Origin of the sequence: Actinoplanes hulinensis, assembly GCF_019429605.1 — a bacterium.
Taxonomy (GTDB): domain Bacteria; phylum Actinomycetota; class Actinomycetes; order Mycobacteriales; family Micromonosporaceae; genus Actinoplanes; species Actinoplanes campanulatus.
The window spans coordinates 60,842-76,170 of record NZ_JAHXZI010000009.1 but is presented as its reverse complement, the minus strand read 5'-3'; the positions used below and the strand labels follow the sequence as shown (position 1 = coordinate 76,170).

The 15,329-nt window shown below is 70.6% G+C and carries 15 protein-coding genes; 5 read left to right on the top strand and 10 right to left on the bottom strand.

Annotated elements, in window-relative coordinates; all coding sequences use genetic code 11:
* Positions 1–2: 2 nt before the first annotated feature.
* A complete protein-coding gene (locus KZ829_RS18115) occupies positions 3–758 on the top strand; it encodes a hypothetical protein (protein ID WP_220145092.1) in 756 nt (251 codons plus the stop codon).
* A gap of 362 nt (positions 759–1,120) precedes the next feature.
* Here KZ829_RS18115 and KZ829_RS18110 read toward each other — a convergent pair whose 3' ends face one another.
* Positions 1,121–1,660 carry a hypothetical protein gene (locus KZ829_RS18110; protein ID WP_220145091.1) on the bottom strand — a complete coding sequence of 180 codons (540 nt, stop codon included), beginning with the start codon at positions 1,658–1,660 and terminating at the stop codon, positions 1,121–1,123.
* Positions 1,661–1,663: 3 nt separating this feature from the next.
* Entirely contained in the window at positions 1,664–2,161 is a 498-nt protein-coding gene (locus KZ829_RS18105; RefSeq protein WP_220145090.1) for a hypothetical protein, read from the bottom strand.
* Between the two features lie 802 nt (positions 2,162–2,963).
* On the opposite strand from KZ829_RS18105, the gene KZ829_RS18100 reads away from it, so the two are divergent.
* A complete protein-coding gene (locus KZ829_RS18100; RefSeq protein WP_220145089.1) occupies positions 2,964–3,284 on the top strand; it encodes a MerR family transcriptional regulator in 321 nt (106 codons plus the stop codon).
* Between the two features lie 255 nt (positions 3,285–3,539).
* Entirely contained in the window at positions 3,540–3,743 is a 204-nt protein-coding gene (locus tag KZ829_RS18095) for a cold-shock protein (RefSeq protein WP_183227523.1), read from the top strand.
* A 99-nt stretch (positions 3,744–3,842) separates the two neighbouring features.
* Here KZ829_RS18095 and KZ829_RS18090 read toward each other — a convergent pair whose 3' ends face one another.
* The 8 genes from KZ829_RS18090 to KZ829_RS18055 are packed head-to-tail and all read right to left on the bottom strand — an operon-like array spanning position 3,843 to position 12,150.
* On the bottom strand, positions 3,843–4,529 hold the full coding sequence (locus KZ829_RS18090; RefSeq protein WP_220145088.1) for an SDR family oxidoreductase: 687 nt from the start codon (positions 4,527–4,529) through the stop codon (positions 3,843–3,845).
* Complete coding sequence (gene iolB, locus KZ829_RS18085) at positions 4,529–5,353, bottom strand: 5-deoxy-glucuronate isomerase (RefSeq protein ID WP_220145087.1); 825 nt, start codon at positions 5,351–5,353, stop codon at positions 4,529–4,531. Before iolB ends, KZ829_RS18090 begins: the two co-directional genes overlap by 1 nt.
* A 14-nt stretch (positions 5,354–5,367) precedes the next feature.
* Positions 5,368–6,507 carry a glycoside hydrolase family 88 protein gene (locus tag KZ829_RS18080; RefSeq protein WP_220145086.1) on the bottom strand — a complete coding sequence of 380 codons (1,140 nt, stop codon included), beginning with the start codon at positions 6,505–6,507 and terminating at the stop codon, positions 5,368–5,370.
* Positions 6,508–6,528: 21 nt separating this feature from the next.
* The gene (locus tag KZ829_RS18075) at positions 6,529–7,170 is read right to left on the bottom strand and encodes a hypothetical protein (RefSeq protein ID WP_220145085.1); all 642 of its coding nucleotides are present in this window, start codon (positions 7,168–7,170) and stop codon (positions 6,529–6,531) included.
* On the bottom strand, positions 7,167–8,051 hold the full coding sequence (locus tag KZ829_RS18070; protein WP_220145084.1) for a carbohydrate ABC transporter permease: 885 nt from the start codon (positions 8,049–8,051) through the stop codon (positions 7,167–7,169). Before KZ829_RS18070 ends, KZ829_RS18075 begins: the two co-directional genes overlap by 4 nt.
* Complete coding sequence (locus KZ829_RS18065; RefSeq protein WP_220145083.1) at positions 8,051–8,956, bottom strand: carbohydrate ABC transporter permease; 906 nt, start codon at positions 8,954–8,956, stop codon at positions 8,051–8,053. Before KZ829_RS18065 ends, KZ829_RS18070 begins: the two co-directional genes overlap by 1 nt.
* A gap of 60 nt (positions 8,957–9,016) precedes the next feature.
* The gene (locus tag KZ829_RS18060; protein ID WP_220145082.1) at positions 9,017–10,306 is read right to left on the bottom strand and encodes an ABC transporter substrate-binding protein; all 1,290 of its coding nucleotides are present in this window, start codon (positions 10,304–10,306) and stop codon (positions 9,017–9,019) included.
* Between the two features lie 2 nt (positions 10,307–10,308).
* Positions 10,309–12,150: a DUF2264 domain-containing protein gene (locus tag KZ829_RS18055; protein WP_308285549.1), complete on the bottom strand. Its 1,842-nt coding sequence runs from the start codon at positions 12,148–12,150 to the stop codon at positions 10,309–10,311.
* A gap of 240 nt (positions 12,151–12,390) precedes the next feature.
* Between KZ829_RS18055 and KZ829_RS18050 the strand changes: the two genes are divergently transcribed.
* On the top strand, positions 12,391–14,193 hold the full coding sequence (locus KZ829_RS18050; protein ID WP_220145081.1) for a heparinase II/III domain-containing protein: 1,803 nt from the start codon (positions 12,391–12,393) through the stop codon (positions 14,191–14,193).
* Entirely contained in the window at positions 14,190–15,296 is a 1,107-nt protein-coding gene (locus KZ829_RS18045; RefSeq protein WP_246635833.1) for a substrate-binding domain-containing protein, read from the top strand. The genes KZ829_RS18050 and KZ829_RS18045 overlap by 4 nt, the downstream gene beginning before the upstream one ends.
* Positions 15,297–15,329: the final 33 nt, after the last annotated feature.

The window sequence follows — 15,329 nt, the reverse complement described above, 5'->3', positions numbered from 1 at the left end:
GCATGACGTTTCTGCGTTCCACCATCGGCGCGGTGTGTGCCGCCGTCCTCGCCGCCACCCCGGCTCTCGCCGCGCCGCCACCCGGTGAACTCGAACTCCTCTACCGCGGCGACCTCGTGGATGCGGCCCGGGTCGCCGACAGCAGCGGCAAGGGCCTGCACGGCAACATCCTGACCGGTGGCGGTGGCACGATCACCTCGGTGGACGGCTTCCTGCGCTTCCCGGGCGGGAGTTGCACCATCGCGCCGTGTCCGCAAGCGATCATCCGGCCGGCGAACGCGGTCACCCTCACGCCGGGTGATGGACGTTTCGTGTACGCCGCGAACATCCGCCTCACCGAGCCGCCCTCGCCGGCGGCCGGGATGAACGTGTTCCAGTTCGGCGCGGCGGGCGCCGGGGTCAGCCAGTGGAAGCTCCAGGTCGACTCCGGCCGCCCGTCCTGCCGTTGGTCGGACGGCACCGAGTTCGTGCTGCTGCCGGCCGACCTGACGCTGACGGTCGGGCGCTGGTACCGGGTGACCTGCTACCGGCTGTCGCCGGTGCTGTTCCAGATCCGGGTGGACGACCCGGTGACCGGCCGCCAGATGACGCCGCCCGCCCGGCAGACCGGCAAGCTCCGGGACATCCTGCCGAGCGGCGCCGTGGTGATCGGCGGCAAGCGGATCAACGCCGCGCAGACCGACGTGGACACCGACCAGTTCCACGGCGACCTGGACGACATCGAGTTCGGCCGCCGGATCCTGCCCTCGGACGACTGAATCATCGGCCATGACGAACAGTCATGGCCGGATCGTCTGTTCTCCGTCATCCGGGACCTGCGCCGCGCCCCCGGACCACCGCGCCGAGCGGCTGTGCGCCCGGCTGACCTCCCTGGTCGCTCATGCCCGGGCCCATTCGCCGTTCTACGTGGCAGCCCGCCCGCGACTATCTGTCGGTGCTGCGGCGCGGCAACCGGGTGGCCGCCGTATGGGCGACCGGGGGGCACTTTCGCCGGGTACGCCACCGCGCAACGGCTCATCCGGGAGTGCCCGCCGCGGCGCCGCGTCCTGTCCGCATTCCGCACCGTCTACACCGACCTGCCCAGCTGACCTACCGCCCGGCCGGACCGCTGTTTCCACGCCTAGGCCCGCCGGGCCCCGCGCGCCACCTGGTGCCAATAGGACGCCTGGTCGCTGGTCTCCCGCACGATCGCCTCGGGTGCGGGTGGCGCCGGCCACAGCGCCAGCAGATAGCGGTCCGGACCCGGGTCCTCGTCGAACGCAGTGTCCTGTTCGGCGCCCTCGTCCATTCCCTCGGCGCAGAACCGGGCCCGCAGGCTGTCCGCCCGGGGCAGCGTCAGGTGCACGAACTGCTCGAACGCGCACAGCGCGACCTCGGTGCCCGGCGGCTGGTAGGACACCTCCACCACGTCCTCCCACCATGGGTCGACCGGTGGCTCGCTGTCGTGCCACTCCACCCGGAACGGAACCCGCCCGGTGTGCAGCCCGGTGATCATCGACAGGATGCCCGGCGCGGCCGCACCGAGGATGCCGTTGCGCTGCCCGGCCCGCGCGCTGACCAGCTCCGGCCAGTCCGACCCACCGACCAGCCAGAGGAACCGGTAGTGGACGCTGATCTCCCCGTCGAACAGCAGCACGGCATCGCTGGGACCCGACCGCATGATCTAGCGGCCCGCGCCGTCGGTCGACCGCTTCGCCTGGTGCTCAGGGACGAGGGCCTCGGTCGGCTCCCGGAAGTAGTCGAACGGCGCCACCGACACGCCCTCGACCACGCTGCGCTCATCGTCATCGGACGCGGTCGGGTCGATGTCCCGGGCGGTCCGGGAACCCATCGAGAAGATCGCGAACCCGGGCACGAAGCTGAACCCGATGTCGAACGGCTCGGCGCGCAGCCCCCGCTCGGCCAGCTCAGCGACCACATCGCCCATGAACCGGCCGGTCAACTGGACGCCCTCGAAGAACACCTCCTCGCCGCCGGCGGCGATCTCCACCAGCTCGACGGTGTCGTCGGCGTGGTAGCTGATCACCAGCATCGGGTCGGTGTCGTAAACGGCCCGCACGCCCCGGCCCGGATGCACCGGTGGGCCGACCCGGCTCTCCACCACGTCACGGGTCTCGCCCACCTTGGCCGACGCCACGCCCTCACCCGGCAGAATCTCCATGCCGAGGATGATGGCACCCCCCTCTGACATTCTCGGTTCCCCTGACGCCTGCGCTTCCCGCACCGGCGGCCGCCGTACGACCAGGCGCCTCGCCGGGCCTGATCCCGCTGGCCCTCACCATGCCCGTTCCGGACGGCCGGGCCGTGCTCGCCGAGATCAAGGCCGGCGGCGCGGCCGGAAAAGCCGCGATCAGGCGCCGAGAAAATCTGGTCTCCCGAGACTAGACATTCTCGGTGGGCCTGGGTAATGTTGCCTCCGTTGACGACAGGAATCGGTTGAAGACGCTGACGTAACACACCGAGCGTCAAAGACGGGCCCGGAACTTCTCGCGGCTCGCTCGGTGACCGCGGTGGACCCACGTCACCGCACGCAAGACAGCAAGTGCACGACAAGACCTTGACGTAATTCCAGGTCAGGGCAACCAGGCAGGGCCGATGCAGGTTCGGGGCTCCGCCTGATGCAGCAAAAATCCGCCGCACATGTGCGGGCCGTGAAGTCGCGTGTGGTTCCGGCATCGGCGGATCTCACCGTTGGTAGTGAAAGAAGAGGAAAGGGAGGGCTGGACGCCGTTGGATCGCCCGCCGTCAGGACGTAGTTCCAGTTCTGAGGCGGACACCGTGGTCACATCGAATGTGAGGTGGTCTCCGGTCACGCTTATGCGGTCCTCGCGCCCGACGTCGCCGACAGCGGCACGGCGTGGAAACGAGAACCCGACGAACCTGTCGGTAGATGGTGTGTTCAACCCGTAACCCTGGGCCCCGGCGCAACTTGCGCCGGGGCCCTCGATCATGAAGAGGTATATATGGCCCAATCCGACGACATGCTCAACGACGACGACTACCCCGCCTACACCATGGGCCGCGCCGCCGAGATCGTGGGCGCCTCGCAGGACTTCCTCCGCCGCCTCGACGAGGAAAAACTGATCATCCCGTTCCGCTCTGCCGGCGGACACCGCCGCTACTCCCGCTACCAGCTGCGCCTGGCCGCACGTGCCCGGGAGATGGTCGATCAGGGCACCGCACTCGAGGCCGCCTGCCGGATCATCATCCTCGAAGACCAGCTCGAAGAAGCCCTCCAGTACAACCGCGACCACCAGTGCCGCCAGCAGGCCGGCACCGCCTGACCCACGCCGCACGGTCCTTCTCTCCCATGAGAAGGACCGTCTGTCACACCCGAAAGCCCGGGGCCGCCACCCATACTGTGCTAGGGTCTTCTCGTTGCAGTTTTGATTTCCAAAGACGTTGCCGGCGCCTGATGGGGTTATCTGAACCCGCCCAGGCGCTTTTTCGTTTGTCGTGTCGGTTCCGGCGCGGGTGATCAACGCGGCGGCGTGAGAGTCCGCACACCGCGGTCTCCAACAGCCTTCGAAGGAGCAGATGTGGCTACCGGTATCGTGAAGTGGTTCAACAGTGACAAGGGCTTCGGCTTCATCGCCCAGGACGGCGGCGGCCCCGACGTCTTCGCCCACTTCTCCGCGATCGCGTCGAGCGGCTTCCGCAGCCTCGACGAGAACCAGCGGGTGGAGTTCGACATCACCCAGGGTCAGAAGGGCCCGCAGGCGGAGAACATCCGCCCGCTCTGATCCCCGTTCTACAGACGCACCGGCCCGACTGATTCAGCGGGCCGGCGCGTCTCGTTTTCAGCCGGTGGTGGGCCCGCTGATCTGCTCCCCGTGAGCGGATCAGCGGGCCAGCCATCCCCCGTCCACCGGGAGGACCGCTCCGTGGACGTAGCGGGCGGCGTCCGAGGCGAGGAAGACAACCGCCCCTTTGAGGTCGTCCGGGGTGCCCCAGCGCCCGGCCGGGATGCGGTCCAGGATGCCGGGCGCACGCTCCGGGTCGACCCGGAGTGCGGCGGTGTTGTCGGTGGCCATGTAGCCGGGCGCGATCGCGTTGACGTTGACTCCCCGCCCGGCCCACTCGTTGGCGAGCGCCCTGGTCAGCCCGAGGATGGCGTGTTTCGACGCGGTGTAGGCCGCTACCCGGATGCCACCCTGGAAGGACAGCATCGACGCGATGTTGATGATCTTCCCGTGTCCCTGGGCGAGCATCACCCGCCCGGCCGCCTGGCTGAGGTGGAACGCCGCGTCCAGGTTGACGCTGAGCACCTCGTCCCAGTCGGCGCCGGTCACCTCGGCGGCCGGCGCCCGCCGGATGATCCCGGCGTTGTTCACCAGGATGTCCAGCCGCCCCAGCTCCGATACGTAGGAGTGCAGGTCCGCCGTACGAAGATCAAGGGTTTTGCTGTCGACGGCGACGACCGAGGCGCCCGCGGAGGTGAGGGCCTCCGCGCACGCCCGGCCGAGACCGCGGTTGCCGCCGGTGACGAGGGCGACCCGCCCGTCCAGCCGGAAGCTGTCCAGGACCATCAATGCCCCAGGTCGCGCAGCAACGGCACGGTCTTTGTCACCCAGGACAGGTCGGTGTCCTCGTGGGCGCCCTGGGTGCGCTGTGCCCCGGCGAGGAACCACAGGTAGTAGGTGGTGTAACCGGGCGCGCTGACCACGGTGTGGTATCCCTCGGGCATCATGTGGACGCCGTGGTCGCGGACGGTGAAGTTCTCCTCGTACCCCTCGTCGGTGTACATGCGGCAGATCCCGAAACCGCCCGCCGGAGCGACCCGGAAGTAGTACATCTCCTCGTGCGCGGCCTCCGCGGGCAGGTTGTCGTTCTTGTGCCGGTGCGGCGGGTACGTGCTCCAGTTCCCGGACGGGGTGAAGGTCTCCCCCACGATGAGCCGCCGCGCCGGCAGGGTGGGCTGGGCGATCTCGGTGAGGATCTGGTGGTAACCGCGCCCGAAGTTGGCCGCTCCCCACCGTCCGGAGGCGACCTGTCCGGGTTCGATGACGTACGGCGCGGTGGCCAGGTCGCTGGGCGCGCTGGGCAGGGCGATTTCGACCGGCGCAACCGCTTCGATGGTGAAGTCGGTGCCGTACGGGATGTAGACCGAATGGGGTTTTCCGGAGAACACGTTGGCCCGGCCCCCGACGGCGGCGAACTTCTCCCCGCCGACGGTGAAGTGTGCGGTGCCGCCGAGGATGACGGCGAGGATCTCCCGGTTGCCCGAGTGTCCCGACCAGGTCTCGCCGGCGCCCAGTTCGAGCAGCTGGAAGTCGAGCAGCGAGCACGGGTTGAACGGCAGCGAGTTCGCCCCGTTCTCGGCCGGGACGTAGCAGTGGTAGCGGTAGTCCATGAGAGAGGTGCTCCTTACCAGGGGTGGGTCCAGCCGGGACGGGTGGCGCGGGTGAGGGCTTCCAGGTAGAAGTAGTCGCCCCACAGGTTGCCCTCGTCGACGCCGACGTCCTTGGGCTTGTCGTAGACGCCGTGCAGCAGCAGCGCGTTGGAGTCGGGCCGGGTCAGGGTCGAGTAGCCGTCGACCAGCGACCGCAGGATGCGCCCGGCCTCGGCGCGGTAGCGGTCGGCCCGGTTCGGTACGGCGGCGGCGAGTTCGAGGAGCCCGTTGACCGCGATCGCGGCCGCGGAGCTGTCGCGTTCCTCGCCGGTGGCCGGGTCCTTCGAGAAGATCAGGTCCCAGTGGGCGACGCCGTCGGCGGGCAGGTGGGCGAGGAAGTAGTCGGCGCAGCGGACCGCCGCCCCCAGCAGGGTGGGGTCGCCGGTGTAATGGTGGTTGAGGGTGAACCCGTAGATGCCCCACGCCTGCCCGCGCGCCCAGCAGGACTCGTGGGCGCTGCCCTGTTCGGTCTCGCCGCGCAGGGGTTCGCCGGTGGCCGGATCCCAGTAGAAGGTGTGGTAGGTGGTGTCGTCCGGCCGCAGGATGTGATCCCGCAGTTGGGCGGTGTGCCGGCGGGCGGCGGCCGCGTAGCGCGGGTCGCCGGTGGTGCGGCTGGCCCAGAACAGCAGGGGGGTGTTCATCAGGCTGTCGACGATGGTGCGGCCCTGCTGTCGTGGGTCGGCGAGGTCGCCCCACGCCTGGATGATGCCGGCGGACGGCAGCACCCGGCTGAGCAGGTGGTCGGCGGCGGCCAGCGCGGCCCGCTTGGCCTCCGGGTCACGGCCGCGCCGCCAGGCGGTGACGCACGACAGCGTGTAGAGGAAGCCGAGGTCGTGGGTGTCGAGGTCGACGCCACGGTCGATCCGGTCGGTGAAGCCGCGCACGTGGGCGGCCGCCGCCTTCCGGTAGGTGTCGTCGCCGGTCAGGTCGTGGGCGAGCCACAACATGCCGGGCCAGAAGCTGGTGGTCCACCCGGTGTTCGCCGGCCGTGGACGGTACCTGCCGTTCTCGGTGGTGTCACCGGGGTAGCGGTCGCCGAATGCGGCGAGGTTGGCGTCGATGGTGCGCAGGGCGGCGGTCACGGCAGTTCCGGTCTGGTCGGCGATCGCCGTCATGACTTCCTTCCGGTCGGTGGTTCATGCGGTCGGGGCTGCGGTGGTCAGGGCCGGGGCCAGCGTGTATCGGCTGTTGGCCCAGACCACGTACAGCAGCGGGCTGGCGGCGATGCCGATGGCGAGCGCCGGGCGGGCGGCCAGCAGCGCCTCGAACACCGCCAGCACGGCGAGGGAGAACAGGCTCAGATACCAGCGGCGCACCGCGAGGTAGACGCCGGCGCGGGCGGCGTCGCGGAGCCGGACGGCTGGTCGTTCGGCGAGGACGACCAGCACGAGCAGGGTGGTGACGGCGATCAGCGTCATGGCGACGACGATCAGCGGCAGCACGACCGCGCCGATCGGCCTCCCCCAGGCCCAGCGGGCGTCCACGCCGAGGACCAGCAGCGCGGCCGTGGCGACACCTCCGGCGGTCAGCGCGCGCCGCGCCGAGCCGCGCCAGGCCCACCAGAACCCCAGGATCACACCATCGGGGTACGCCCTGAGCACGGTGAACGTGGCTACCAGGGCGGGAGCTCCGAGTGGCGCGAACAGCACCAGCAGCGGCCACGTACGCCCGGGGTCGCTGGCCAGCAGCACCGCGAGCAGTGGCGAGCAGGCCACGGCGAGCAGCAGGTTCGTCGTCAGGGCGAGGTGGACGCCCCGCAGGATCCGGGCGGCGGTCATCCTTTCAGCCCCGTTGTCGCGATGCCCTCGACGAAGTAGCGCTGACCGGCCAGGAAGATCACCAGGATCGGCAGGACGGACAGCACCGAGCCCGTCATGATCAGCGCGTACTCGGCGTTGTACTGGCTGATGAACGACTTGAGGCCGAGCTGGATCGTCCACAGGTCGGGGCTGCGCAGGTAGAGCAGCGGACCGAGGTAGTCGTTCCAGGTGGTGACCAGAGTGATGAGGGTGAGGCTGGCCAGCGCCGGAACCGACAGCGGCAGCATGATCCGGCGGTAGATGCCGTACTCGCTCATGCCGTCGATGCGGGCCGCGTCGATCAGCTCGTCCGGGACGGTCTCGTAGAACTGTTTCATCAGGAACACACCGAGCGCGCCGAACGCCTGGAGCGCCACGATCGCCCACAGGGTGTCGGTGAGCTGGAGTTTCGACATCATCACGAACTGCGGAACCATGTACGACTGCCAGGGCACGGCGAGGGTGCCGATGTAGGCCAGGAAGAGCACGTCCCGGCCGGGGAAGCGGATCTTGGCGAAGCCGTACGCCGCGAAGCTGCCGGTGAACACCTGCAGCAGGGTGACCACCGCGGACAGCAGGACGGTGTTGCCCAGCCAGGTCGTCATGTCGGACTTGGACCAGATGTCGAGGTAGTTGCTCCACACCGGGTCGGTGGCGATCCACTGGACCGGGACGGTGAAGACGTCGTTGTTGCTCTTCAACGACGACATGACCATCCAGTAGAACGGCAGCAGCACCAGGACGGCGGCCACGCCGAGGGTGAGGTAGCCGAGGACCCGCCGGCCTCCGGACAGCCGCCGGACGGGCTGGAGCTCGTCGTCGGCGACCCGGGACGGCGGGGTTTGCAGCAGCGTGGTCATCAGGCGCTCCGGCGTTTGTTGACGACGAACTGGACGACCGTCACCACGAAGCAGATGGCGAACAGCACGACCGAGACCGCGGACGCGTAGCCGAACTGGTTCTCCTCGAAGCCCTTCTGGAAGATGTACTGCGACAGCACCAGGGTGGACTGGCCGGGGCCGCCGTCGGTCATCACCAGGATCAGGTCGAGGACCTTGAAGCTCTCGATGGTGAGCAGCACGGTGATGAAGAAGGTGGTGTGCCGCAGCCCGGGCAGGGTGACCGCCCGGAACCGCTGCCAGGCGCCGGCGCCGTCGACGAGCGCCGCCTCGTACAGCTGGGCCGGGATGGTCTGCAACCCGGCGAGGAAGAGCAGCATGTAGTAGCCCATGTACCGCCACGTGCCGACCACGATGACGGCCGGCATCGACCAGTCCGCCGAGGTGGTCCAGCCGGGCGGATTGTCCACGCCGATCCACCGCAGCACCTCGTTGACCGGCCCGAACCCGGGGCTGAACAGCATGTTCCAGATCTGGGCGATGGCCACGATCGAGGTGATGTAGGGGAAGAAGGCGACCGTCCGGAAGAAGGCCACCCCGCGCAGCCTGCGGTTGAGCAGCAGCGCCAGCCCGAGGGAGACGCCGAGGGTGAGCGGGATGTGGAAGGCCGCGTAGTAGAGGGTGTTGCGCAGCGCCGTCCAGAAGCTGGCGTCCCGGGCCAGCTGCCGGAAGTTCTCCAGCCCGGTCCAGGTGGCGCCGCCGAACACGTCCCACTCGGTGAACGCGTAATAGAACAGCAGCGCCACCGGCACCATCGTGAGGATCACGAAGCCGGCGAAGTTCGGCAGCAGGAAGGACCAGCCCACCGCGGTGTTGCGCGCGACGACCCGGCCGCGCCGGCGGCGGGTATCGGCGATCGTCGTCATATGTGTCGGCTCCCGTTGTCGGACCGTGGGCCCGGCGCTGGTGCCGGGCCCACGGGAGGATCACTTGCTCAGAACCTCGTTCTTGGCCCGGTCCTGTGCCTCGGTGATGGCCGCGTCGATCGGCTTGCTGCCGGACAGCACGGCGGTGTGCAGGTCCTTGAGGACGTTCTGCAGCGGCGCGGTGTACTTGGAGACCGGGTTCTCCGGCTTGGTGTCGTGGGTGGTGAAGGTGAACTTCGACAGGTCGTCGGTGGGCGCGCCCTTGAGCGTGAAGATGGTGTCCACGGCGGTGGCGGTGTCGGCGGGGGTGACGCCGATGCCGGCGAGCGCCTTGGCCGCGTCGGCCGACGCGGCGTAGGCCAGGAAGCTCTTGGCCGCCTCGATCTTGCTTTCGCTGATCTTCGGGTTGACGCCGAGGCCGGTCGGGTCGGCGAAGGTGACCGGGGTGGCCGACGTGCCGGTGGTCGACTTCGTGGCCTGCGGGGCCGGGGCGATGCCCCACTCGAAGGTGTCGGCGTCGCCCTTGGCCTGCTGACTGAGCAGGGTGGCGATGTACCAGGTGCCCATCGGCATCATGGCGGCCGACTGCTTACCGAACTGGGCCTGGTAGGTGAGGCTGTTGGTGGTGGCGTCGCCGAAACTGACCTGCGCTCCGGCGGCCTGGAGGGCGAGGGCCTTCTCGTAGTAGGGCTTGAGGAACCCGAAGTCGCCGCTCTGCAGGTCGGCGCCGGCGGTCTGGCCCAGCGCGAAGCCCTGCGAGGTGGACTGCCAGGTGTGCTGGTAGGTGCCGAGCGCCTTGTCGCCGGCCGCCTTCAGCTTGGTGGTGAGCTCCTTGGCCACGGTCCCGTAGTCGTCCCACGTCCAGGTGCCGTCCGGGTGCTTGACGCCGGCCTTGTCGAACAGCGCCTTGTTGTAGAACAGCACCCACGAGTCCTGCCGGTACGGGATGGCCCACGTCTTGCCGTCGACCTGGTAGGAGCTGAGCCCGCCGACGCCGGAGCCGAGCTTGCCGGCCACGTCGGACACGTCCAGCAGCTGCTTGCCGTTCTGGTAGGTGTAGAAGTTCTTCAGGTTCTTCTGCACGTAGATGTCGGGCGCCTTGCCTGCGGCCAGGTCCGCGATCATCTGGGTGTCGTAGTTGGCGGCGTCGTACTCCTTGAGCTCGACCGCGATGTCCGGGTGGGCGGCGCGGAAGCCGTCGGCGAGTGTCTTGAACTCCGGGGTCGTGGCCAGGCTCCACCCGGCCAGGGTGAGGGTGACCGGGCCGGACTCCTCGGCGTCGTCTCCGCCGCACGCGGAGGCGGAGAGGGCCAGCAGGAGTGCTGAGAGGGCGGCGAGGGAGCGCTTCATTCCTACTCCGTTATGTCGATACGGGTGTGTGTGAGGACGGCGTCGGGCCAGACGGCCCGCACCTGTTTTCCGTGGATCTCGACGCGGCAGGTGGTCTCGTGCCGCTCGCCGCTGAGCTCGACCAGGACGGCGATCCAGGTGCCCGGTCCGGGGACCGGGAGGTCGAGCCACGGCACCCGGACCGGGTCACCGAGCGGCCCGGCGTCGTGGTGCTCGCTGATGCCGGCGATCGCGTCGTCGCCGGTCAGTGGGGTGAGCCGGGAGATCAGGGTGCCGCCGGTGACCGGCCAGCCGCCGATCCGCAGCCGCGCGGCCTCCGGCTCGGCGTCGTCCACGCGGACGAGCCGGATCTCCCACGGCCCACGGACCAGGGAGAACGTCGTGATCCGGCCGGCCCGGCGCAGCTTGCCGGGGCGGCCGGCACCGTGGTCACGGCCGGGCGGATCCGGATCCAGCCAGTGCGCCTCGGCCACCGACCCGGCAACCCCCAGACCCTCTTCGATCCGTACGCCGAGCGTGCGCATCCCGGTGCGGTGCGACCGGCGGCCGGCCGGGTCGGCCAGGACGACCGACTGGTCCTCCGGATCGGTCCAGCCGCTCTCGTCGAGGATCGGGGCGGTCGCCGTCGAGTAGCCGAGCCGGGCGTACAGCGGTGAGTCGCCGCCGGGCACGCCCGGCTCACCGTGGTCGGTGCCGTGGTTGACGACGCGGACGATGCCGTCGGCGCGGGTGCCGGCGATCAGCCAGCCCGGGGCGCGGACGGCGTGCAGGACGTCGCCGGTGTCGATCGGCAGCGGCTCCGCGGGCGCGGCCCACACCGGATGGTCGGCCGGGAGGGCGATGCCGAGCAGGCCTTTGCTCGCCCAGTACGGCGAACCGGGGCCGGAGTAGGACTGCGCCAGCCGGGGCCACGGCCGGTGCCAGCCGAGGGTGAGCAGGTCGCCGTCGCCGGTGAAGTGCCCGACGACGCGGCCGGCGGCGTGCCGCAGCCGCCCCGGTGCGTGGGACGGCACCCCGGCCAGGACACCGGCCCAGAACGGGGCGGCGGCCGCGAACCGGTAGATCAGGCTGCGACCCTGGAGCAGCGGGGAGCCGTCGCCGCCGGTCAGGGCCAGCGCGTCGGTGAGGAACCGGTCGAGACGGGCCACGTCCTGCGGGCGGGGTCCGTCGGCGCCGGCCATCCGCGACCACAGCACCGGGTAGAGGTGCAGCGCCCAGCCGGTGTAGTGGTCGAACGCCCGCGAGGAGCCGTCGGACAGCCAGCCGTCGGCGCGCCGGAACGTGTCGTGGGTGGCGAGGTCCTCCTCCATCTCGGCCGTCGAGTGCGGCCCGCCGACCGACCGCAGGAACGTCTGGACGACCAGGCGGAACCAGACCCAGTTGATGCGCGGATAGGTGTCGTCGCCGACCGCGGGTGACAGGTAGTCGACGATCCGCTCCTGGACGGCGCTGTCGAGCCGGTCCCAGATCCAGGGGCGGGTCATGTCCAGGATCAGGGCGATCGAGGCGGCCTCCACCTTGGCCTGCCCGTGTTCGTCCAGGCGGACCCATCGCTCGGTGGCCGGTGACGCCGGATCGGTCCCGGCGGCCAGGCCCTCGGCGTAGCGCTCGGCCAGGTCGCCGAGCCCGCGGCCGTTCTCCCCGGCCAGGCGGAACCCGGCCAGCAGGAAGGTGCGGGCGAAACCCTCCAGGCCGTCGATCGCTGATGAGTATCCGCCCTCGGCTCCGGGCAGGGTGATCAGCGCGTTCCGCGGCGAGGAGTGCCGGGAGGCGGCGGCGAGGAGGCGGTCGGCGAACCCGGTCCAGTCGGAACGGGTGACGAGGGCAGCGGTCGAGGGTGGCACGTCACGCTCCGGAGTCGGTCGGACGGAACCTGTGATCGGTTTCCGGGAAGTAAAACGCTCACAAACGAGCATGTCAATGAGTTCTTCGCTCACCGATCGGCAAAAGTGATCGCACACGACCCTGACCTGCTCTTATCCGCGAGCTGGCGGCGCTCGTCGTCCACCGGGACCGCGAGAACGGTCGCGGCGGGACCTCCGAAGTGATCTGATACGATCGCTTTCGATCACAGGGGAGGTCAGATGCGCGTTCCGTCAGCCGACGATCGCGGCGCCTGGACGGCGGTGGACGCGGCCACCCTCCAGGCGCTCACCGAGCGCGCCCGGGCCACTCTCGGCACGCCATGGCCCACTCCCCTGGCCCACGACTTCGCCCGGTTCTATCGCGACGGCGACCGCGACACCTACGAGCAGGCCGTCTGGGCGCGGCACGAGCGGCTGGCCCGCGCCACCGCCCTGGCCGCCGTCACGCTCGATCCGGTGTGGCTGGACGAGGTCACCGACGGCGTCGTCCTGTTCTGCGAGCAGAGCACCTGGTGCTGGCCGGGCCACGACGACATGCACGCACAGCACGGCTCGGTCCTCCCGGTGGTGACCGATCCGTGCGTCGATCTCGGCGCCGGTGAGGTGGCCGCCGACCTGGCGTGGATCGACCACGTGCTGGGCGGGCGCCTCGACGGGCACGTGCCGGGCCTGCGCGCCCGGATCCGGCACGAGGTGGACCGTCGCGTCCTGACCCCGTTCACCGAGCGGCGCGACTGGCACTGGCTGGGGCTCGACGGCCGCGTGCACAACTGGAACCCGTGGATCCACAGCAACGTCCTGATCGCCACGCTCGCCCTGGTCGACGACCCGGCCCGGCGGCAGCGGCTGATCGGACTGATCACCGAGGGCCTCGACCGGTTCGGCGCGGCGCTGCCCACCGACGGCGCCATCGACGAGGGCATCCAGTACTGGTGGAAAGGCGCCTGCCGCTACCTGGAGGCCCTCGAGATGCTCGGCGCCACCACGGCGAAACCCGGCGTCGTCGCCTTCCCGCACCGGGTCCACCTGGGCGGGCCGTGGCATGTCAACCATGCCGACGGTCCGGCCCGCCCGTCGTACGAGCAACCGTGGCACGTCCTGCACCGGCTGGCCCGGATCTATGGCGACAAGGAGGCCGAGGCGCACGCCGTCGCGCATCGCCGCCCCGGCGAGCCGGTCGCCCACGAGAGCCCGGGCCTCGGCTATCTGCTGCTGGCGCTCACCGACCGCGACTGGGCGGCGGTCCGGCCCGGCGGGTCGCCGCTGCCCCGCGACGTCTGGTTCCCGTCCACGCAGGTGCTGGTCGCCCGGTCCGAAGCGGGCAGCTCGGCCGGGCTCACCCTCGCCGTCAAGGGCGGCCACAACGACGAGAACCACAACCACAACGACGTCGGCAGCTTCATCGTGGCCCGGGACGGGGCGCCGGTGCTGGTCGACCCGGGGCGGCCCACCTACACGGCCCAGACGTTCGGGCCGCACCGCTACGAGATCTGGACCATGCGATCCACCTGGCACAACACACCCACCATCCGGGGTGCGGAGCAGGCGGCGGGCCGTGCGTTCGCGGCGCGGGCCGTGGTCGCCGGCGACGCGTCGCTGACCATGGACCTCGCGGCCGCCTACCCCCGCGACGACATCCGCTCCTGGGTCCGGGTCGCCCGGCTGGACCGCGCGACCGGCACGGTCACCATCCGGGACTCCTGGGAGCTGACACCCGGCCCCGCCGGTCCCACCGTGATCCACCTGGTGGTGGCCGGAGACGTGACCGTGTCGGAGGACCGTGCCGAGGCCGGCGGCGTGACAATCACCTGGGCGGCCGCCGAGGCGGACACGCGGCCGGTTGATCCGGATGTGCGTCGCGGCGGATCACCGCACGGTCTACCGTGCACCATCGTCGTGCGGGAGCTGGACGACCCGATGCTGTCCGACGTGTGGGGCGACCGGCTGACACGCCTGGACATCGACGTCACCGCGCTCGGCCCCGTCGGTACCCTCGAACTGACCGTCAAGGAGACGCGTTGAGCACTTCTGACAAACGCGGGCCGTTGCAGGTGGCCCGGCGGGCGCGGCTGCTGGAGCGGTTGCAGCGCGACGGCGTGCTGCGCGTCTCCGACCTCACCGACGCGCTCGGCGCCTCCACCGTGACGATCCGCCGCGACATCGCCCAGCTCGCCTCGGAGGGCCTGGTCCGGCGGGTGCACGGTGGTGTCGCCCTGCCCAGCGCCGACGACCTGCGCGACCCGGAGCTGGACGGGCCGTCCGGCGGCAGCGTCGGCATGCTGGTGCCGTCGCTCGACTACTACTGGCCGCACGTGGCCCGCGGCGCCGAGGGCGCGGCCCGCGAGCTGGACCTGAAGATCGTGCTACGCGGTTCGTCGTACCAGACGGAGGACGACCGCCCCCAGCTCAACCGGCTGGTCGACCAGGGTGTCGACGCGCTGATCGTGGCCCCGCGGATGGACGTGCCGACCGCCCGGACCACCATCGAGTGGCTGGCCGGCACCGGCCTTCCGGTCGTCCTGCTGGAGCGCACCGCCCACGCCGGGCCGCACCACGCCTTCCTCGAGTCGGTCGTCACCGATCACGCGCAGGGCGCCGGCATGGCGGTCCGGCACCTGACCGGCCTCGGCCACGAGAAGGTGGGCGTGGTCCTGGCCCAGCCGAGCCCCACCCGCCCGCACGTGCGCCGCGGCTGGCTGGAGGCGGCCGACGACTGCGGCCTCGACGTGACCGGCACGGTCGACATGCTGGTCCCGGACGCCCAGTCCCCCGACTGCCGGGCCGCCCTCGACCGGGTGATCGACCGCTGCCTGGAGACCGGCACGACCGCCCTGCTGGTGCACGCCGACGCCGAGGCGATCGCCCTGGTCGAGCGGTGCGAGGAGCGGCACCTCTCGGTGCCCGGTGACCTGTCGGTGATCGCCTACGACGACGAGGTGGCCGGGCTGTTCAGCCCAGCCCTGACCGCCGTGCGACCACCCAGGGGGTCGATCGGTGTGGCCGCCGTCCGGCTGGCCGCCGATCGGCTCGCCGACCCGCGCCGCCCGGTTCACCGAGTCATGATCAGCCCATCGCTCCAGGTGCGCGATTCGGTCGCCGCCCTACGCCGGCCACCGGCCAAGTGACCGCGGCCGGCCTGCCGCCGCGACCCGCGCCGA

Coding starts and splice junctions, on each gene's coding strand:
- KZ829_RS18115 (WP_220145092.1), top strand. CDS start 3: ATGACGTTTCTGCGTTCCACCATCGGCGCGGTGTGTGCCGCCGTCCTC.
- KZ829_RS18110 (WP_220145091.1), bottom strand. CDS start 1,660: ATGCGGTCGGGTCCCAGCGATGCCGTGCTGCTGTTCGACGGGGAGATC.
- KZ829_RS18105 (WP_220145090.1), bottom strand. CDS start 2,161: ATGGAGATTCTGCCGGGTGAGGGCGTGGCGTCGGCCAAGGTGGGCGAG.
- KZ829_RS18100 (WP_220145089.1), top strand. CDS start 2,964: ATGGCCCAATCCGACGACATGCTCAACGACGACGACTACCCCGCCTAC.
- KZ829_RS18090 (WP_220145088.1), bottom strand. CDS start 4,529: ATGGTCCTGGACAGCTTCCGGCTGGACGGGCGGGTCGCCCTCGTCACC.
- iolB (WP_220145087.1), bottom strand. CDS start 5,353: ATGGACTACCGCTACCACTGCTACGTCCCGGCCGAGAACGGGGCGAAC.
- KZ829_RS18080 (WP_220145086.1), bottom strand. CDS start 6,507: ATGACGGCGATCGCCGACCAGACCGGAACTGCCGTGACCGCCGCCCTG.
- KZ829_RS18075 (WP_220145085.1), bottom strand. CDS start 7,170: ATGACCGCCGCCCGGATCCTGCGGGGCGTCCACCTCGCCCTGACGACG.
- KZ829_RS18070 (WP_220145084.1), bottom strand. CDS start 8,051: ATGACCACGCTGCTGCAAACCCCGCCGTCCCGGGTCGCCGACGACGAG.
- KZ829_RS18065 (WP_220145083.1), bottom strand. CDS start 8,956: ATGACGACGATCGCCGATACCCGCCGCCGGCGCGGCCGGGTCGTCGCG.
- KZ829_RS18060 (WP_220145082.1), bottom strand. CDS start 10,306: ATGAAGCGCTCCCTCGCCGCCCTCTCAGCACTCCTGCTGGCCCTCTCC.
- KZ829_RS18050 (WP_220145081.1), top strand. CDS start 12,391: ATGCGCGTTCCGTCAGCCGACGATCGCGGCGCCTGGACGGCGGTGGAC.